Origin of the sequence: Nocardia spongicola, from assembly GCF_047200775.1 — a bacterium.
Taxonomy (GTDB): Bacteria; Actinomycetota; Actinomycetes; order Mycobacteriales; family Mycobacteriaceae; genus Nocardia.
Map to the genome: position 1 here is coordinate 200,384 of NZ_JBJZOO010000005.1, position 19,535 is coordinate 219,918.

The window sequence follows — 19,535 nt, forward strand, 5'->3', positions numbered from 1 at the left end:
GGCATACTCATGATCCGCGCCTGGCGGCTCAGCCCACTGCGCCGGCCGGAGCCAGATTCTCCCCGCGCAACCGCTGCGAGATCACCTGGGTGATACCGTCACCACGCATGCTGACCCCATAGAGCGCGTCGGCGATCTCCATCGTCGGTTTCTGGTGCGTGATGACGATCAGCTGACTTTTCTCCCGTAACTGTTCGAACAGCCCGATCAGGCGGCGCAGATTGGTATCGTCCAGCGCGGCCTCGACCTCGTCCATTACGTAGAACGGCGAGGGCCTGGCGCGGAAGATCGCCACCAAAAGCGCGACGGCCGTGAGCGATTTCTCCCCACCGGACAGCAGTGAAAGCCGCTTGACCTTCTTGCCCGGCGGGCGAGCTTCCACCTCGATACCGGTGGTGAGCATATCGGAGGGGTCGGTGAGCAACAGCCTGCCTTCACCACCGGGAAACAGTTTCGCGAACACTTGGACGAACTCTCGTTCGACATCGGCGTAGGCCTCGGTGAACACCTGCAGGATGCGGGCGTCCACCTCGGCGACTACGTCCAAGAGGTCTTTGCGCGCGCTCTTGACGTCTTCCAGCTGGGTGGCCAGGAAATTGTAGCGCTCTTCCAGCGCCGCGAACTCTTCCAACGCGAGGGGATTGACCTTACCGAGGGTGGCGAGGTCCTTCTCCGCACGTTTGGCGCGCCGCTCCTGAGTCGACCGGTCATAGGGCATCGGAGCAGGCATGCTGACCTGTTCGCCGCGCTCCTTGGCCTGGTCGTACTCGCTCAGCTGCAGTGCCGTTGGGGGGACCGGTACCTCGGGACCGTATTCGGCGATCAGATCATCGAGCGCGATGCCGAATTGCTCGGCGATGGTCGTCTGTAGCTGCTCGATACGCAGCGTCGCCTGAGCCTTGGCCACCTCATCGCGGTGTACCGCGTCGGTGAGCTGGGCCGATTGCGCAGTGAGCGCACGAACCCGCTCTTTGATCTGCTCGACCTGAGCAGCGCATTCGGAGCGGCTGCGGACCAGCTCATCCCTTCTGGTACCCGCCGCGGCGATCACCTGCTCCAATTCGGCGGCGATCCGCCCACCGGACTCGGCTACGGCGGTAGCCACCTCGGCGGCCCGCTTGCGCGCGGCCTGGGCACGCTCGGCACGGGCCCGGCTCTCCCGCTCAGCGCGCGCGGCACGACGTAACGAATCCGCCTTGCCACGCACCGATTCCGCACGCTCTTCGGCGGTGCGCACAGCGAGCCTGGCCTCGACCTCCATCGTCCGTGCCTCTGCCAGCGCGGCCGCCGCCTCCTCCCGCGCATAACCCGCGGATTCGGCGCCTGCCGTACTCGCACCGTCGGCCTCGACCTCGGATTGCTCATCTTCCGCGTGCCGCAGGCGATCCTCCAGTTCGGCGAGGGAGGTCAGCGCCTCCCCTCTGCTCGCCTCGGCCTCGGTGCGTTGGGCGGATAACCGCTCACGTTCGGCGTGCGCGGTGCGGGCAGTCTGGCCGAGCCTGCCGAGCCGCTCGTAGATCGCCACCAATGCCTGGTCTGATTCATGTAGAGCGAGTAATGCCTGGTCGACAGCATCCTTACGATCGGCCTGCTCGGCAAGCGCACCGGACAGCGCCGCTTCGAGTTCCTCGGCGCGGCGCTGGGTCAGCACCAGCTCGGCCTCGGCCGCATCGATATCGGCCTGGATCTCCAGCTGGCTCGGTGCGCGATCGGAACCGCCGAGCAGCCAGCCATTGCCCGCGAGGTCACCATCACGAGTGACCACGCGGATATCGGGGGCGGACAGGAGAGCGGCCTCGGCCGCGGACAAATCGTCTACCACCGCGATACCCGCCGTGAGCGCGGTGATCGCACCGCGCATGGTATCGGGACACTCGATCACATCTATCAGCCAGTCGGCGCCGGTAGGCAAGGCATCGGGCTGCGGCCGATCGGTAGGCACGGTGCCGAAAACCACCGCGGCACGCCCGGCATCGGATTCCTTGAGCGCGTGGATCGCGGCGTGGGCGGATTCACCGGTATCGGCGGCGACCGCGTCGGCGATCGGACCGAGCGCGGCGGCGACCGCCGCCTCGTAGCCTGCCCGCACCCCCAACAGCGCCGAGAGCGGGCCGAGTAAACCCTTTTCCCGGTGTTCCATCAGCCAAGCTCCCCCATCGCGGCGAGCCAGGTTCATCCCGAGCGCCTCGATCCGCGCGCTCAGCGACGCCACTCGCTTACTCGCCTCCCGGTCCTGTGCACGCAGTTCGGCAACCCGTTGATCGGCCAGCTCCAGGGCCTGCATCGCATGTTCATGCTGGGTGTCCAGCCCTGCCTCGCCTGCCTCCAGCTCGTCGAGTTCGGCCTGCCCACTGTCGAATTCTTCCTGTGCGGCCGCGCCGCGGTGTCCGGCCTCATCGACGGCGACCGAGAGCCTGGCGATCTCCGTATCCATCGACTGTGCCCTGGTACGCAGCGTGTCGACCTGGCCTGCCAACCGGGCCAGTCCCTCGCGCCGGTCGGCGACCGCACGCACCGCGGCCAGATGCGCCTGCTCCGCGGCCTTGGCCGCGTGGTCGCGGTCGGCCAGCTGATCTCTGGCCGCCTCCAACATCTCGGCCGCGATCTCGACCGCCTCTCGCAGTTCGGCCTCCTCGGCCGCGATCCGATCGGCCTCGGCCTCCAGCTGCTCCGGGTCACGACCAGTGCCGACCGGAGCAGCGGCGGCCAGATGACGCGCGCGGTCATCAGCGATGCGAATGGTTGCGTTGACCCGTTCGGCCAGCGCGGAAAGCTGAAACCAGATCTGCGCCGCGGCCTCGGCACTCGGAGTCAACCGCGACAGCTGGAATTCCTGCTGCGCCAGCGCCGCGTTCGCGGCGTCCAGCTCCGACTGCACCGTGATCTGCTGCTCGCGGGCATATGCCTCTTTACTCTGCTGACTTTCCAGTTCGTTGCGGCGAATGACCAGATCGTCGGCTGCCAGCCGCAGCCGGGAATCACGGAGATCGGCCTGTACGGTCGCCGCTCTCCTGGCCACCTCCGCCTGCCTGCCCAGCGGTTTGAGCTGACGGCGTAGCTCAGTGGTGAGATCGGTGAGGCGAGACAGGTTGGCCTGCATCGCCTCTAGCTTACGAACCGCCTTTTCCTTGCGCTTGCGATGTTTGAGTACACCGGCGGCCTCCTCGATGAATGCCCGGCGATCCTCCGGGCGCGACTCCAGGATGGCCGATAGCCTGCCCTGCCCTACGATGACGTGCATCTCGCGGCCGATGCCGGAATCGCTGAGCAGTTCCTGCACATCCATCAGACGACAGGAGCTGCCATTGATCTCGTACTCGCCCGCACCGTCCCGGAACATGCGCCTGGTGATGGACACCTCGGCGTACTCGATCGGGAGTGCGCCGTCGGAGTTGTCGATGGTCAATGTGACTTCGGCGCGACCGAGTGGTGCGCGCCCCGCGGTACCCGCGAAGATCACATCCTGCATCTTGCCGCCCCGCAGCGCTTTCGCACCCTGCTCACCCATCACCCAGGAGAGCGCGTCGACGACATTCGACTTACCTGATCCGTTCGGACCCACCACGCAGGTGATGCCGGGCTCCAATCGCAGCGTCGTCGCGGACGCGAAGGACTTGAAACCCTTCAACGTCAGACTTTTCAGGTGCAAATTCGGCCTTTCCGTACTCTGCTCGGTCGGCGATCCTTACCCCGTCCAGGACAGCGCCACCGGTCCGCCTGATCGCAGGCAGCGCCATCGGCGACCAGTTATGATATCCGGCGCACACCGGGAACTCTGTCCCGACCGCACACCGCACCGAACATGCTGCTGCGCTCTGCGCGCAGAGTCATCGACAAAGCCGAACCGTTGCGCATCCGAGCTAGAAGGTGAACACGCACTTTCCGATGCCGAAAAGGCATACTCGCCGATCGTCCAGCGGTAGCGTGCGAAACATCCGACACAGCAGCGCGGACGGGTGCTCGACACACGGGTCACCGAGCGACCTCAACCGCGCTATCGGTGAATTCGCGAGGAGGCACACATGCCGGAAACGGTGCGCGGGATCATAGCGCGCGGCAAAGCGGCGCCGGTCGAGCTCGTCGATGTGACCATCCCCGATCCAGGACCACACGATGTGGTGGTCCGGATGCGGGCCTGCGGGGTGTGCCATACCGACCTGCACTATCGGGAGGGTGGGATCACCGACGACTTCCCCTTCCTGCTCGGGCACGAGGCAGCAGGCGTGGTGCACACGGTCGGCGCCGCGGTCACACATGTGGCCGTGGGCGACTTCGTAGTCCTCAATTGGCGCGCGGTCTGTGGCGAGTGCCGAGCATGCCTGCGCGGCCGTCCCTGGTCCTGCTTCGACAGCCACAACGCAAGCGTGCCGATGACCCTCGCCGATGGTGCCGAGCTGAGTCCTGCCCTCGGTATCGGCGCGTTCGCCGATAAGACTCTCGTGCACGAACGGCAGTGCACCAAGGTCGACCCGGAAACCGATCCGGCGGTAGCCGGATTGCTCGGCTGCGGCGTAATGGCAGGCCTCGGCGCGGCACTGCACACCGGCGAAGTAGCCCCAGGAGACACCGTCGCGGTGATCGGCTGCGGCGGAGTCGGGGACGCGGCGATCGCCGGGGCCAGGCTGGCCGGAGCGAAGACCATCATCGCGATCGACCGGGATGCCAGGAAGCTGGGCTGGGCTACCGAGTTCGGCGCCACGCATACGGTCGACGCGACCGTGGAGAATGTGGTCGAACAAATCCAGCGGCATACCGGCGGCTGGGGCGCCGATATCGTCATCGATGCGGTCGGACGGCCGGAGACGTGGCAGCAGGCATTCTACGGACGCGACCTGGCAGGCACTGTCGTCCTGGTCGGTGTACCGACGCCGGATATGCTTGTAGAGCTGCCCCTGCTCGACCTGTTCTCCCGCGGCGGCGCACTGAAGTCCTCCTGGTACGGCGACTGTTTGCCGGAACGCGATTTCCCCACCCTGATCGATCTGTATCGCCAGGGCAGGCTCCCGCTGGACCGTTTCGTCACCGAACGCATCCGGATCGATCAAGTGGAACCGGCCCTGAACAAGATACGCACCGGCGACGTGCTTCGGTCAGTGGTGCTCTGGTGAACACCGGTAGCGAGCGCGCCCCGCCACGAATCATTCGGAGACTGTTCCACTGGGGACGCACGACGCGCCATGATGGAAGATGTGGAACGCGGTCAGCTGCGGATATACCTCGGTGCCGCGCCGGGAGCAGGCAGAACTCATGCCATGCTGAACGAAGCGCATCGATGGCTACAGCTCGGCCGGGATGTGGTGGCCGCGGTAACCGGAACCCACGACGATATGGAAACCGCGCGGCTACTCGAAGGCATCGAACGCATTCCCCCGAAGCTGATCGAGTATCACGGCACAACCTCCGCCGAACTCGATCTCGAAGCAGTACTGCGGCGCGCCCCCGCGATGGTGCTTGTCGAAGAACTGGCACACGCCAACCTGCCCGGCGGCAAAAACGACAAGCGCTGGCAGGATGTGGACGATCTCCTCGACGCGGGCATCGACGTGCTCTCCACACTCGAGTTGCAGCAGCTGGAAGGCCTCAGCGACGTCGTAACGCAGCTCACCGGAAGGCCACACTGCGAAACCGTGCCGGATGCAGTGGTGCGCGCCGCGAATCGGGTAGAGCTGGTCGACATCACCCCGGAAATACTGCGCCGCACTTTCTCGCATAGAAGCATGAGCACCGCAGAGAAGACAGCCGCGGCGCTGCACGACTATTCCCAGTGGAAAGAACCCGCTGCGCTACGGGAGTTGAGCCTGCTGTGGCTGGCCGGTCAGATCGATGCCGCGCTGGCGAAGTACCGGACCGATCACCCGAGCACCGAACCGCGGGAGGTACCCGAGCGCGTTATGGCAGCGGTGACCGGCGGCCCCGGATCGGAAACCATCGTGCGCCGGGCAGGCCGGATCGCGAGCAGGTCAAGCGCCGAGCTGGCAATCGTGCACGTCGTCCGCAGCGCCGATCTGGCCGGGGTCTCCGCCGAACGCCTCACCTGGCTGCGCGAACTCGCGGAAGAACTCGGCGCCTCACTGCACACCATCACCAGTGACGATGTGCCCACCGCGCTACTCGAGTTCGCCCACGAGACCAACGTCACACAACTTGTGCTCGGCGCACCGCAACGCTCCCGCTGGAGCGGACTCTTCACCGAAGGCACCAGCGCCACCGTGCTGCGGCTCTCCGGTGAGATCGACGTTCATATCGTGACCCACGAATACGCGCAACGAGCTACCCGGCGCCTGGCTCCCGGCGCCCGCCGGCGCACCATCGCCTGGCTCGCCGCAGTTCTCCTCCCCCCCACGGTATTCGCGATCAGTGCCACGGTCCTGGACAACCTCATGGGTCTCGCCGCGATCAGCGCGCTGTTCGTGGTCGGTGTCGTCGCGGTGGCGCTACTCGGCAGGATCGTGCCCGCACTGTTCGCGGCCTTGTTGTCCGGCCTGCTGATGAGATTTATCACGCCACCGCGCTACAGCCTGGCTGTCACCGAACTGACCGAATGGATCACCTTGATCGTGCTGCTCGCGGTCGGTGTCGCGATAGTGCAACTGGTCGATCTCGCCGCGAAGCAGACCAGGCAGGCACGTCAAGCCTCTCGGCAGGCCGAGTTGCTGACCATGTTCTCCGGCGCCATTCTGCACGGCGCCGATCTCCCCAAGCTGCTCGAGCAGCTCAGGGAGGTCTTCGCGCAACGAGCGGTCAGTCTGGTGGCGGGTGAACTGGTGCTGGCCGAGGTCGGTGCCGATCCACCGCGGTTGCCCTCGGAGGCGAGTACCGTCGTCGAAGCGAGCGACGCCCACCATCAGCTGTTGCTCGCAGGCGGCCCACTCGCGGCAGCCGACCGGCCGGTACTCAACGCGGTGGCCAACCAATCGGTCGCGCTGGTACGGCAGACCCGCTTGGCCGAAGAGGCCAGCGCCGCCGCGGCGTTACAAGAGGCCAACCGCCTACGGCAAGCACTGCTCTCCGCGGTGAGCCACGATCTGCGCACCCCCTTGGCCGGAGCCAAAGCGGCGGTTTCCAGCTTGTGCAGCGATGACGACGACATCGAATTCTCCCAGGAGGACATCGCCGAACTCTTGGAGACAATCGAGGAATCGGTGGACCAGCTCACTGCGCTGGTCGACAACCTGCTCGACTCGTCCCGGCTCGCGGTCGGTGTGGTCACACCACAGGTGCAACGGGTGTACGCGGAGGAAGCGGTACATCGTGCGATGGTGAGCGTCGGGATGGGTGCACGCGGGCAGCGGCGCGCCGTCACAGCCCGGGTCCGGGTCGATGTCGGCGATATCGTGGTCCAGGCCGATAGCGGCCTGTTGGAACGGGTACTGGCCAACCTGCTCGACAACGCGCTGCGGCATACACCGGACGGCAGCCCGATCCTGGTCACTGCCGCATGCACCGGTGACCGAACGACGATCTCCGTGGTGGACTCCGGCCCCGGCGTACCACAGGGCATGGAGGAGCGTCTGTTCGAACCATTCCAACGTCTCGGCGACCGGGACAATACCTCCGGTGTCGGGCTGGGCTTATCGGTGGTGCACGGATTCGTGCAGGCGATGGGCGGCACCGTACGAGCCGAGCCGACAGCGGGGGGAGGATTGACCATGGTGGTCGACCTGCCCTCGGCTGAGGTGCCTGCCCTGGATACCGAGACCGCAGCCGAGACGATGAACGCAGGTGAGCGTGCCGCCCCCGCAAAAGCAGGAAGCGGCGATTTCGGAGGCGGTACCCCCAGGAGGCGGTGATAGTGACGAAGGCGCTGGAGGCTACGCCGACAAAGGTGCTCGTAGTCGACGATGAACAGCAGATCGTGCGCGCATTGCGGATCAATCTCTCTGTCCGCGGGTACGAGGTGATCACCGCGTCGACCGGCGGCGCGGCGCTGCGCGCAGCGGCCGACCAGCATCCGGACGTTGTGATCCTCGACCTCGGGCTGCCCGATATCGATGGCATCGAAGTGCTCGCCGGGCTGCGCGGCTGGACCTCGGCACCGGTGATCGTACTGTCCGCGCGAAGCGACTCCACCGACAAGGTCCAGGCACTGGATGCAGGCGCCGACGATTATGTCGCCAAACCGTTCGGCATGGACGAGCTGATGGCCCGGTTACGCGCCGCGGTCCGCCGCGGCACCACCGAGGCCGATGATTCGGCGCCGGTGGTGACAACTGAATCGTTCACGGTCGACCTGGCCGCCAAAAAGGTCACCAAACGCGGCGAGACCGTGCATCTGACCCCTACCGAATGGGGCATGCTGGAGATGCTGGTGCGCAATCGCGGCAAACTGGTCGGGCAACGTGAGCTGCTCCGCGAGGTGTGGGGCCCCTCTTATGCCACCGAGACGCACTATCTGCGGGTGTATCTGGCACAACTGCGGCGCAAGCTGGAAGACGATCCGTCCCGGCCGAAACATCTGCTCACTGAAGCGCGTATGGGCTATCGATTCCAGGAGTAACCCCCGGCTACCGGTACCGGCGCCGCCGGGCGCTACGCACCGGGGCGCGAACCCGGGGCGAGGGAGATGGCAGGATCTGGCCCATGGCTGAACAGACCGCTACCACCGCCACCGCGACACCGAGCGCGCAGGAACCGACTACGTTATGGGTCGAGCGCACCGGGACCAGGGCATACACCGGCCGCAGCTCCCGTGGCGCCGAGGTCTTGATCGGTTCACAGGGTGTCCACGGCGCGTTCACTCCTGGCGAGCTGTTGAAGATCGCCTTAGCCGCCTGCTCCGGCCTGAGCGCGGATTTCCCGCTGTCGCGCAAACTCGGCGACAACTTCGACGCGACCATCCGGGTCTCCGGCGATGCCGACCGAGACAACGAGGTCTACCCCCAGCTGGACGAAGTGTTCGAACTGGACCTCAGCGAACTCGACGACGACGCACGCGAACGATTGCTGGTCACCGTGCAGCGCGCGATCGGCAAGGTGTGCACGGTGGGACGGACCCTGCAGGCAGGGGCGAAGGTTACGCTCTCGTTCGACGCCGAGGCGTGAAGTACGACGAGACGTGAAGAACGGGAACCTGACGAGAACTCGAGGCACGGGAGCAATCTTCGATGAACGAGCCCGTTCGGTTGAGCGCGTGGGTGCACGGTCTGGTCCAAGGCGTGGGTTTCCGTTGGTGGACCCGGTCACGGGCACTGGAACTCGGGCTGGTCGGCAGCGCGACCAATACCAGAGACGGCCGGGTGCACGTAGTGGCGGAAGGACCGCGATCCGCATGTGAGGACCTGCTGGAACTGTTGCGTTCAGGGGAGACACCTGGGCACGTAACAGTGGTTGTGGAAAGCTGGGAATCCGCACGGGGTGATTCGACCGGTTTCGAGGAGCGGTAGTCTCCGTGCTGATTCCGGTGAGGGTGATGATGGGGGCGATAGTGAACACGCACCATCCAGCGCCAGGAACCGAGCATCATCCGCCTGCCGTACCCGGGTCATCTAGATACCAGACGCCAGTCGTCGGGTAAACGCGCCGCGGTGATCTGCGTGCCCTCCGCCTCCAGATCGACAGTGGTGGCGCCGAGCCGCAACGCGCGCAGCGAGACCCTGCCCCAGTGCTCCGGCAGTTGCGGGCGAGCGGTGAGCGTCCTGGTCGGAGCATCCGGATCGAGCCCGAGAAACGCTCGCACCAGCAGCAGCGGCGCGGCGCTCGCCCATGCCTGCGGCGAACACGAGGTCGGATAGGGCACCGGTGTGGCGAAACGCGCCCGCGGAAAGCCGCAGAACAATTCCGGCAGCCTGCCATCGAACACCGCCGCGGCATCCAGCAAACCGATGGTCAGCTGGGTAGCCAGTTCGACCGCACCGGGCAGGTGCCGATAACGCAGCAGACCGGCCACCGCGATCGCGGTATCGTGCGGCCAGACCGAACCGCAGTGGTAGCTCATCGGATTGTAGGCGCCCATATTCGATGCCAGGGTGCGCAATCCGAATCCGGAGTCCATCTCCGGGCCAGCCATATGCAGAATCAATTCGGCCGCGTGCTCGTCACTGGCGATACCCGACCACAGGCAGTGCGCCGCATTACTGGTGAGCGCGTCGACCTGGCGTTTGCTGCCATCCAGCGCCACGGCGTACCAGCCGCGATCGGGTAACCAGAACTGCTCGGCGAACTTACCGCGCAATACCTCCGCGCGCTCCCGGAGCCGTCCGGCCGATCGCGGCTCGTCGAAAGCATCGGCCAGCTCGGCGCGAGCAAGCAATGCCGCGTGCACATACCCCTGCACCTCACATAGCGCGATGGGGGTTTCGGCGAGATGGCCAGTGGCGTGGTTGATTCCGTCGAAACTGTCCTTCCAGCCCTGATTGATCAAGCCACGGTCGGTCGCACGGCGGTACTCGATGAAACCGTCGCCGTCACGATCGCCGTAGTCGGTGATCCAGTGCAGCGCGGCATCGGCAGCAGGCAACAGTAACCGGATCGCTTCCGGATCCGCGCCCCAGCGATGACATTCGGCGAGCAACATCACGAACAGCGGTGTGGCGTCGGCGCTTCCGTAGTAAATATTGCCGCCGAGCACCTGCCCGCCCGCCGGACCACGGCGCATCTCGTGCATGATGCGCCCCGGTTCCTCCTCGGTGAGCGGATTCACCTCTTGCCCTTGGAGTTCTGCCAGCTGCTGCAAGGTACCCAGGGCCAGATCGACCGCCAGCGGTAACGCCATCCACGCGGTGAGCAGGCTGTCGCGACCGAACAAGGTCATGAACCACGGGGCTCCCGCGGCGACGAACGGGCGCGCCTCACTGGATTCGTCGTGAATCTGCAACGCACCGAGGTCACTTTCGGTGCGGCGCAGTATCCGGGTGAGCACCGGGTCAGAGGTGGTGATATCGGTGGCGGTATCCCGCCATGCCTCGATCTTGCGGCCCGGTGCGCTGACTCCGTAGTGCGCGCCGGGGGCGACCGCTTGAAAACGCTGATTGCCCAAGGTCGGTTGCGCGATGATCTCGGTCTGCCAGCACTCGCCGACCGGAACGATCACCCGCCAGATCATGGTGCCGGGCAACACTTCCGCTTCCACCGTCGTCGAGATCGAGATTCCCCGGCTACGATCGGCATAGTCGTGCAGCACCAACTCGCTATCGGCGACCGTGACATCGGCCCTCGTATTTCCCGCCCGCCCTTCCTTCACCGCGAACAGGTCGATGAAGTCCGCGTCCACGTGCAGCTCCAGCAATACCGCTGTGGGCTCACGCCCCATGTTCTCCAGCGTGAGTAATTCGTGCATACCATCGGCGACGATCCGTTCGCGCACCACCAGCAACGTGCTGTCGGCCAGACCGGCTTGCGGCGGTCTGCGCAACACGAACCTGGCGGCGAACGCCTCTGGACTCAGCACCGAAAGCGGCTCAGCGGGTCTGCCGTTCACCAGCAGCTCCCAGCGGGACAGCACCCGCGCGTCCCGGAAGAACAATCCGTGCGGCTTACCCGGTTCGACATCTCCGAGCCGATTCGACAAACAGAATGTGCCACCCTCGACCAGGGTCACCGAACCGCACCCCCCGAATCCGGTCGGCTCACCGGAATTCAGGGGGGCGGAATTCAAAGGTCTACCGGTCACGCCAATCCGCTCGCCGCGACTCTGATCGATGTAGGAACAGGCATTGTGGTATCGACGGGCTCTGCATCGATGGGCTTGGCATCGACGGGCACTGCGCCGAAACGTTTCTTGGCCCGCAACAACCTGCGGTACACCTGCTCATAACCGAAACCCAAAGTATCGGAACCGAATTTCGCCTGCACATGTGCCCGGCAAGCGATCGGGTCCATCTCCTTGACCGCTTCGATGGCCTCGGGAAGCTCGGCGGGATCGTCACAGATCCGACCGGTCACGCCGTCGACGATCACCTCGGACACCGCCCCGCCGCGCAATGCGACCACCGGGGTGCCACAGACCATGGATTCGATCATCACCATGCCGAACGGTTCCTCCCAGCGAATCGGGAACAGCAGGCAACGCGCGTTGGCAAGCAGTTTACGCTTGGCCGAGGTGTCGGCGAGGCCGAACAGATGATCGTTATCGGTCAGCAGCGGCCGCACTTTCTCCTCGAAGTACGCCTGCTCGGTGCGTTCGCTGCATTTACCGGCGAGCACCAGCGGGATACCAGCGGCGTGCGCGGCTTCCAACGCCAGATGCGGGGCCTTGCATTCGTTGAACCTGCCTAGGAACAAGGCATAATCGTCTTTCTCCACCCGGAACGGCCAGTCGTCGACGTTCAGCGCATTGTGCACGCGCCCGGACCAATTCAAGCCGGAGGCGAGTTCGCGCTGCCGGTCGCTGATCGCCACCAGCGCCACCTCATCGCCCAGATCCCGGTAGTAGCGGTAGATATCGTCCTCTATCGGCCCGTGCACGGTTAGCACGGTCGGCAAGCCGAGCTGCTGAAAAGCGAACGCGTTGAGCGGGCCCGCGAAGGTGTGATCGTGTACCAGATCCACACTCGATGTGGCGGCGAGCTCTTCGATCGCGCGGCGCACCCGCAACGCGTGTACGACCTCGGGGAACGGCTCTCCGAGACGCTCCGGCACCGCCCGATCCCACACCGGCATGAACTTGGCCTTGGTACCCGACTCCCCCGCGCCGAGCAGGGTCACCTCATGACCACGGTCGACCAGGGAGTCGACCAGATCGGCGACCACTGCCTCGACACCGCCATACGCCTTCGGGGGAACATCGAAATACGGCGGCACCACCATCGCAATGCGAAACGGACCGCTGGAATGATCTATCCGCAGATAGTCGGACTGTGGATAGTCGGACGACGCCATCGACAGATCGAACGGTACCTTCTGCGCCGAAACAGCGCTCATGACCCTCCTTCCAGGGACAACCAGTAACACTCGCATCCACCCAGCACTCGGAGCACCGGGTGCCGAACTGAACTAGTGGCCGCCGCGGCGGGGGTGAAGACCGTGCTGCACCGCCGTCCATGGGGCTTGGTTGGCCTGGTCACGATTGCGACATGATCAGGGGGGCCACTTGGGTAGGTACCTCAAACTGGTTCGATCAAACCAAACAGTTCGAGGAAAATCGCCGCATACCGCGTTCATTCCACGTCAAGTGGGTAGTCCGTTGACCCGCTTTGCCTGCCCTGGCCACGAAGAACACGGCCCGCGCCCACATGGCGACCCGCGTATCCCGCGCGTGTCAACCCACGATGACAGTCCGCGCGGCACCCCCGTCGCCATATCCCCACCGGTCCAGAGGCCGGACAACCGTCGTGCTGCTATCGGCGGGGCTGCGCATGGAGAGGGAGAAGAACGGGACGGAGACCATAGGCACGAGCATCGACATAGCCGGCAGTAAACGTGCCGCGGGAGCCGAAGACCGGGCCGATGAGTGGATCGGTCACCTGGACGTTGGTGCGGAAACGGCCGCTGGTGTCATCGAACCGTTCGCGTGCCTCAGCGCGGCCGTGCGCGACCAAGGGCAAACAAACATCCACTGTAGAAACGAATTCCATTGGAGGTCAGGATATATCGCCAGTATCCGCTTCCCTGCTCGATGGTCGAGAGCCGGTCAGCCGAATGGAGCCTCGGCGCGGAGGTACGACTGCCGTCGGGACGATCGCGGTCTCCCGCGCTGATCCCGGCCCCCGCGATCGGACGCAGCGGTAGGAAGCGAGTTGCATAGCGGAAATGCTGGGACTGCCCCGGCTCCCCTCTGCGAGAGTCGATATCGGTGAAGCGCAGGTCCCAGCGGCGGTGAGCGGCCGGGTTCTGAGTACGCCTCCCACAACAGGTCCAGGTCGGCGCGGACGCACGTCTCGATATAGAGCCTATTCATGGCGGTCCTCGTCAGCGGCCGAAACTGGTCGAGGGCTTCGTTCTCCGCTGGACTCGACTCGAGCAGCTCGGACGGCAACAATCCGAAAACGGATGAAAACAGACCACGAAACCCCTTGCCCAACAAGGGTTGCCAGCGTGTTAATGGAAACAGCCGGGCCAACACACGTCGGGCACCCCCCGGTGCACATTACCCATCACCACACAAAGGGGTAGTGGTATGCCTACCATCACCGCCATCTTCCCGACCTCAGGCCCACCCTCGGGCGGGAACCTCGTCGCCATCACCGGCACCGGCTTCGTCGGCCCAACCACCGTCTACTTCGGTGGCACCGCCACCACCTTCATTCAGAACAACCCCAGCCAGATCACCGCACTGGCCCCACCCGGATCCGGCACCGTCCAAGTCGTCGTGATCAACTCCGGCGGCGTCAGCAACGGCATGCCCTACACCTACGGCACCCCCGCCCTACCGACCCTGACCACGATCACACCCACCTCGGGCCCGGCCACCGGCGGCAACACCGTGGTGCTCACCGGCACCAACCTCACCGGCACCACCGCCGTCACCTTCGGCGGGACACCGGCACCCTCGTTCACCGTCGACTCACCCACACAGATCACCGCCACCGCACCACCGGGCACCGGAACGATCGGAGTCACCGTCACCACCCCCGCAGGCACCAGCGGTCCGATCGGCTACACCTACCTCTCGGCCCCGACCCTGCTCGCGCTCAGCCCCACCTCCGGCCCCGCCACCGGCGGCAACCCCGTCATCATCACCGGCACCAACCTCACCGGCACCACCGCCGTCACCTTCGGTATCACCCCCGCGCCCTCGTTCACCGTCGACTCACCCACCCAGATCACCGCCACCGCACCCGCAGGCACCGGAACGATCGGAGTCACCGTCACCACCACCGCAGGCACCAGCGGCCCGATCGGCTACACCTACCTCGCCGCCCCAACCATCCTCGCGCTCAGCCCGACCAGCGGCCCGGCCACCGGCGGCAACAACGTCACCATCACCGGCACCAACCTCACCGGCACCACCTCGGTCAGCTTCGACGGCACCCCCGCGGCGTTCACCGTCGACTCCGCCACCCAGATCACCGCCACCGCACCCGCAGGCACCGGGACCGTCGGGGTCACCGTCACCACCCCCGCAGGCACAAGCAACCAAGTCACCTACACCTACACCACCACCGCCCCGACCATCACCGCGATCTCCCCACCCTCGGGCCCGGAAGCCGGCGGCAACACCGTAACCATCACCGGCACCGGCTTCACCGGAACCACCGCGGTCACCTTCGGCCCCACCCCAGCGACATTCACCGTCGACTCCGCCACCCAGATCACCGCCATCGCACCCGCAGGCACCGGGGCCATCGGAGTCACCGTCACCACCCCCGCAGGCACCAGCAACATCGTCGATTACGCCTACCTCCCGGCACCGACCATCACCACCCTTTCCCCACCCGCAGGCCCAGAAGCCGGCGGCAACACCGTAACCATCACCGGCACCGGCTTCACCGGAACCACCGCGGTCACCTTCGGCCCCACCCCAGCCACCTCGTTCACCGTCGACTCCGCCACCCAGATCACCGCCACCGCACCCGCAGGCACCGGGGCCATCGGAGTCACCGTCACCACCCCCGCAGGCACCAGCAACATCGTCGATTACGCCTACCTCCCGGCACCGACCATCACCACCCTTTCCCCACCCTCGGGCCCAGAAGCCGGCGGCAACACCGTAACCATCACCGGCACCGGCTTCACCGGAACCACCGCGGTCACCTTCGGCCCCACCCCGGCCACCTCGTTCACCATCGACACAGACACCCAGATCACCGCCACCGCACCCGCAGGCACCGGGACAATCGGAGTCACCGTCACCGCCCCCGCAGGTACCAGCGTCCCGTTCCCCTATACCTATGCCCCGGCACCTGCCATCGATTCACTTTCTCCGAACTCCGGCCCGGCAGCAGGGGGCACCTCGGTGACGATCGCCGGCATCGGCTTCACCGATGCCGCCACAGTGGCCTTCGGCCCAACGTCGGCGGTGTTCACTATCGACTCCGACACCCAGATCACCGCGATATCTCCCGCGAACACTGCCGGGACCACCGTCGATGTCTTCATCACTGCCCCAGGAGGAGAGTCCGGTCCCAACCCCCCCATTACCGAATTCACCTACCTGTAGTGTCACCGGAGTCTCCTGGCGATCGCCGAGCAGCCGAGCCCCACCAGCACCCCACACGGTAGAACCCGGCCGGGAAACAACAACACACCACCACCGCCGTCGGTGGCAGGCTCTTCCGATAAGCCTGCCACCGACGGCGGCCCATGGTGGCATCCTAGAGAACAGCCACGTCCAGGTGACCGCGATCGAACGCCGAACTACCGCACTCGGCTGTACTTCACAACAGCCACACCGTCCTCGAAAACCGTACTGGTGATCACCCGGAACTTGGCCGGTTCCGGCAGTTGTGGCCCCGCACCGAACAGCGGGCGGCCACGACCGAGCACGACCGGATACAACTTGAGGAAGATCTGGTCTATCTCCGGGAGCAATACCTGTGCCAGTTGCCCACCGCCACACAGCCAGATACCCAATCCACTTTCCCGCTTGAGCTCGCGGACCTTCTCGATGGGATTCTCGGCGATCAGTTCCACAGCCGGATCGGGGCTCTCCGGCAGAGTGGTCGAGACGACGAACTGCCGCAGATGCGAGTATGGGCTCGAAGTGCCGGTACGTACCCCGAAATCATGTGTCTTACGTCCCATCAGCACGGTATCGAAGTAGCGATTGCGCTCCTCGACACCGATCGCTTCCCGCACTTTGGTCGGCAATGTCTCCGGGTACTGCGCATTGATCGCCGGGCCGTGATCGCCGCCGACCGGGAAGAAGTCGACAGAGCCTTCTTCGGTAGCAATGAATCCGTCGATGGTCGACGCTACGTAATAAGTGAGTTTTCGCATGGTTCAGCACCCCAGAGCCGGTTGCGATGATCGACAAGACGTGAGCTAGCGCATACTTCCTTCCACACGGTCCGGTAGCACTCCGGGCCTTATGAGAAAACCGTAGCTCGCTCCGGCTAGCGACGGCGAGGCTTCGGTTGGCAACGTGGGCAGGAATAAGACGAGCGGTTCATGAACCGCTCCCGGATGATCGGCGCGCCACACCGGCTACACGGCTCGTTCTCCCTGCCGTAGACAGCGAGGGAGCGTCCGAAGTAACCGGACTGTCCGTTGACATTCACATAGAGCGCGTCGAAGGATGTCCCCCCTACGTCGAGCGCTTCGCTCATCACCACACCGACCTCGGTGAGCAGACCGCGCACCGTGAGCCGAGACAGGCTTGCCGCCGACCGGCCACCGTGGACGCGGGCCCGCCAGAGCGCCTCGTCGGCATAGATATTGCCGATGCCCGACACCATGGACTGATCGAGCAGGACACGTTTGATCTCGCTCTGCCTACCTCGAATGAGCCTGATCACGGATGCGGCGTCGAAACGCGGATCCAGCGGATCGCGGGCGATATGCGCGACCGGCTCCGGCACCGATGTTCCGTCCACCTCGACCAGCGGTGCGAGTGCCCAGCCGCCGAAGGTGCGCTGGTCGACGAAACGCAGCTCGGTACCATCGCTGAGGGCGGCACGGATATGCGCGTGTTTTTCCAGCGGAACGTCCGCGGCCTGGACCAGCATCTGACCACTCATGCCCAGGTGCACGACCAAAGCGTCTTCCTGGTCGGCGAAGGTCAACCAGAGAAACTTGCCGCGCCGCGCGACCGAATCGACCTTCCGTCCGGTCAATCGTGCAATGAGGTCGGCGGAGCCGCCGAGGTGACGACGCACCGAGCGCGGATGGGTGACCGCAACGGATTCGATCACGCGCCCGACCACATGCTCGGCGAGACCACGACGGACGACTTCGACCTCGGGAAGCTCGGGCACGTCAGGTTTCTGCGGTCAGCACCGTGTAGGCGGCGCCAGCGGCCTTCTGCTCGGCTTCTTTCTTGGACCGGCCGACACCCTGGCCATAGGACCGGCCGCCGATCACCGTGGTCGCGGTGAATTCCTTGTCGTGATCCGGGCCGGTCGAGGTGATCTCGTAGCTCGGCACACCGAGGCCACGCTCCGCGGTCAGCTCCTGCAGACTCGTCTTCCAGTCCAGGCCTGCGCCTATGCGCGGACCACGCTCGAGCAACTCGGCGAACAGCCGCAACACCACGGTGCGCGCCACCTCGATGCCGTACTGCAGATGCACGGCACCGAGCAGCGACTCCATCCCGTCGGCGAGGATGCTCTCCTTGTTCCGGCCGCCGGTGAGCTCCTCACCTTTGCCGAGCAACAAATGCGCCCCGAGTCCACCTTCGCCGAGACCACGAGCGACCTCGGCGAGCGCACGCATGTTCACTACGCTTGCGCGCAGTTTGGCCAGCTCGCCCTCGGACTTATCGGGATGTTCGTGATACAGCCGCTCGGTGATGCTCAACCCGAGTACGGAGTCGCCGAGGAACTCGAGTCGCTCGTTCGTCGGCAGACCACCGTTCTCGTACGCGTACGACCGATGTGTCAGCGCCAGGCGCAACAAATCCGGCCGCACATCGACGCCCAGCGCGGCAAGTAGGGTCGCGTGCTCACCGGGCGAGTCGTTTTCGTAGGTCACGTCGCTACGACAGCTCGAAGGAATCAGATCGCGGCAGTGACCTGGCGGCCCTTGTAGGTGCCGCAGGACGGGCAGGCGATATGCGGCAAGGTCTTCTCGCCACAGGAGCGGTTCGGGCAGGTGATCAGGGTCGGCGCGGTGGCCTTCCACTGGCTGCGCCGCGACCTGGTGTTGGAACGGGACATCCGGCGCTTGGGAACGGCCACGACTACTTCTCCTCTGTCTTCATTGGCTTGCCGCTTCGGCTGATCGGCCTTGGTTCAATGGTCTCGGTCGGCCGCACCCTCATCGGGGCTGCCTGTGCCGGGGGATCCGGAGGCGAATTCGGCCAGCCCGGCCCAGCGGGGATCCAGTATCTCATGCTTGTGCCCGGATCCCGCAATCGCCATCCGTACTCCGCATTCCGAGCACAGCCCGGCGCAATCCGGAGTGCACAGCGGCTGCAGCGGAAGCTCCAAGCCGAACGCATCGACCACCACGGGCTCCAGATCGATGGTGTCATCGATCATGCGGTAGATCTCGTCGTCTTCGGTGGTCTGTTCGGTGGCGCTGTCCGGATAGGCGAACAGCTCGGTGAGTCGCACTTCCACCTCGCCGGTGAACGGCTCCAGGCAGCGCGAACACTCTCCCTGCGTCGGCGCGGACACCGTTCCGGTGACCAGCACCCCTTCGGACACCGCCTGCAGCTGCACGTCGAGCTCCACCGGCGCGCCAACGGGAACGGCGATCAACTCCAGACCGATCCGCTCCTGCGTGGTCACGGTGCGGTGCAGCTCGCGCATGGTTCCCGGCCTGCGGCCGAGGCTGCGGGTGTCCAGCACGAAAGCCGCGTCCGGCATTCGGCGCTTGGCCGACTGCGGACGCGATGCGGAACCGGCAGACATCACGAACTCACTCACGATCGGGGACTATGGGCAACCACTCCACAATACGCGACCACGCGATTTTCCCAAAAAGATCGCTGGTTCCAGCTGTCGCCGATGAAACCGTCACCGACCGAGCGGTCACCGCCGAAACTGTCACCGACG

General features: G+C 65.3%; 15 protein-coding genes. 6 read left to right on the top strand and 9 right to left on the bottom strand.

Translation table 11 applies throughout. From position 1 onward, the window contains the following. Positions 1-28: 28 nt before the first annotated feature. Entirely contained in the window at positions 29-3,649 is a 3,621-nt protein-coding gene (gene smc / locus ACL02S_RS13090) for a chromosome segregation protein SMC (protein WP_412802642.1), read from the bottom strand. 373 nt (positions 3,650-4,022) lie between these two features. Between smc and ACL02S_RS13095 the strand changes: the two genes are divergently transcribed. The 5 genes from ACL02S_RS13095 to ACL02S_RS13115 all read left to right on the top strand — a co-directional run bounded on the left by ACL02S_RS13095 (position 4,023) and on the right by ACL02S_RS13115 (position 9,383). Beyond that, complete coding sequence (locus ACL02S_RS13095; protein ID WP_412802643.1) at positions 4,023-5,108, top strand: S-(hydroxymethyl)mycothiol dehydrogenase; 1,086 nt, start codon at positions 4,023-4,025, stop codon at positions 5,106-5,108. Between the two features lie 72 nt (positions 5,109-5,180). Then, entirely contained in the window at positions 5,181-7,790 is a 2,610-nt protein-coding gene (locus tag ACL02S_RS13100) for an ATP-binding protein (protein ID WP_412802796.1), read from the top strand. 2 nt (positions 7,791-7,792) lie between these two features. After that, entirely contained in the window at positions 7,793-8,497 is a 705-nt protein-coding gene (locus tag ACL02S_RS13105) for a response regulator (protein WP_412802644.1), read from the top strand. Positions 8,498-8,580: 83 nt separating this feature from the next. Then, positions 8,581-9,042, top strand: a complete 462-nt coding sequence (locus tag ACL02S_RS13110; protein WP_412802645.1) for an OsmC family protein — start codon at positions 8,581-8,583, stop codon at positions 9,040-9,042. A 62-nt stretch (positions 9,043-9,104) separates the two neighbouring features. After that, positions 9,105-9,383: an acylphosphatase gene (locus ACL02S_RS13115; RefSeq protein ID WP_412802646.1), complete on the top strand. Its 279-nt coding sequence runs from the start codon at positions 9,105-9,107 to the stop codon at positions 9,381-9,383. A 98-nt stretch (positions 9,384-9,481) separates the two neighbouring features. Here the strand turns inward: ACL02S_RS13115 and ACL02S_RS13120 are convergent, their stop codons facing one another. From ACL02S_RS13120 to ACL02S_RS13130, 3 genes are all read right to left on the bottom strand, one after another. After that, on the bottom strand, positions 9,482-11,593 hold the full coding sequence (locus ACL02S_RS13120; protein ID WP_412802797.1) for an amylo-alpha-1,6-glucosidase: 2,112 nt from the start codon (positions 11,591-11,593) through the stop codon (positions 9,482-9,484). Between the two features lie 11 nt (positions 11,594-11,604). Then, positions 11,605-12,816, bottom strand: coding sequence for a glycosyltransferase family 4 protein (locus tag ACL02S_RS13125; protein WP_412802798.1), 1,212 nt, complete (start codon positions 12,814-12,816; stop codon positions 11,605-11,607). Positions 12,817-13,274: 458 nt separating this feature from the next. Next, positions 13,275-13,511, bottom strand: a complete 237-nt coding sequence (locus tag ACL02S_RS13130) for a DUF4166 domain-containing protein (RefSeq protein ID WP_412802647.1) — start codon at positions 13,509-13,511, stop codon at positions 13,275-13,277. 542 nt (positions 13,512-14,053) lie between these two features. Between ACL02S_RS13130 and ACL02S_RS13135 the strand changes: the two genes are divergently transcribed. After that, positions 14,054-16,036 (top strand): IPT/TIG domain-containing protein, encoded by a 1,983-nt coding sequence (locus ACL02S_RS13135; protein ID WP_412802648.1) that lies wholly within the window; start codon positions 14,054-14,056, stop codon positions 16,034-16,036. A gap of 197 nt (positions 16,037-16,233) precedes the next feature. Here the strand turns inward: ACL02S_RS13135 and ACL02S_RS13140 are convergent, their stop codons facing one another. The 5 genes from ACL02S_RS13140 to ACL02S_RS13160 all read right to left on the bottom strand — a co-directional run bounded on the left by ACL02S_RS13140 (position 16,234) and on the right by ACL02S_RS13160 (position 19,391). Then, positions 16,234-16,815, bottom strand: a complete 582-nt coding sequence (locus ACL02S_RS13140) for a dihydrofolate reductase family protein (RefSeq protein ID WP_412802649.1) — start codon at positions 16,813-16,815, stop codon at positions 16,234-16,236. Between the two features lie 116 nt (positions 16,816-16,931). Further along, positions 16,932-17,792: a bifunctional DNA-formamidopyrimidine glycosylase/DNA-(apurinic or apyrimidinic site) lyase gene (gene mutM / locus ACL02S_RS13145; protein ID WP_412802650.1), complete on the bottom strand. Its 861-nt coding sequence runs from the start codon at positions 17,790-17,792 to the stop codon at positions 16,932-16,934. A gap of 1 nt (position 17,793) precedes the next feature. Beyond that, entirely contained in the window at positions 17,794-18,507 is a 714-nt protein-coding gene (rnc, locus tag ACL02S_RS13150; protein ID WP_412802651.1) for a ribonuclease III, read from the bottom strand. Between the two features lie 23 nt (positions 18,508-18,530). Further along, positions 18,531-18,713, bottom strand: a complete 183-nt coding sequence (gene rpmF, locus ACL02S_RS13155; protein ID WP_412802652.1) for a 50S ribosomal protein L32 — start codon at positions 18,711-18,713, stop codon at positions 18,531-18,533. A 54-nt stretch (positions 18,714-18,767) separates the two neighbouring features. Beyond that, complete coding sequence (locus ACL02S_RS13160) at positions 18,768-19,391, bottom strand: YceD family protein (RefSeq protein ID WP_412802799.1); 624 nt, start codon at positions 19,389-19,391, stop codon at positions 18,768-18,770. Positions 19,392-19,535 lie beyond the last annotated feature (144 nt).

Coding starts and splice junctions, on each gene's coding strand:
- ACL02S_RS13135 (WP_412802648.1), top strand. CDS start 14,054: ATGCCTACCATCACCGCCATCTTCCCGACCTCAGGCCCACCCTCGGGC.
- ACL02S_RS13140 (WP_412802649.1), bottom strand. CDS start 16,815: ATGCGAAAACTCACTTATTACGTAGCGTCGACCATCGACGGATTCATT.
- ACL02S_RS13160 (WP_412802799.1), bottom strand. CDS start 19,391: ATGTCTGCCGGTTCCGCATCGCGTCCGCAGTCGGCCAAGCGCCGAATG.
- ACL02S_RS13130 (WP_412802647.1), bottom strand. CDS start 13,511: ATGGAATTCGTTTCTACAGTGGATGTTTGTTTGCCCTTGGTCGCGCAC.
- ACL02S_RS13110 (WP_412802645.1), top strand. CDS start 8,581: ATGGCTGAACAGACCGCTACCACCGCCACCGCGACACCGAGCGCGCAG.
- ACL02S_RS13125 (WP_412802798.1), bottom strand. CDS start 12,816: ATGGCGTCGTCCGACTATCCACAGTCCGACTATCTGCGGATAGATCAT.
- ACL02S_RS13100 (WP_412802796.1), top strand. CDS start 5,181: ATGGAAGATGTGGAACGCGGTCAGCTGCGGATATACCTCGGTGCCGCG.
- ACL02S_RS13095 (WP_412802643.1), top strand. CDS start 4,023: ATGCCGGAAACGGTGCGCGGGATCATAGCGCGCGGCAAAGCGGCGCCG.
- ACL02S_RS13115 (WP_412802646.1), top strand. CDS start 9,105: ATGAACGAGCCCGTTCGGTTGAGCGCGTGGGTGCACGGTCTGGTCCAA.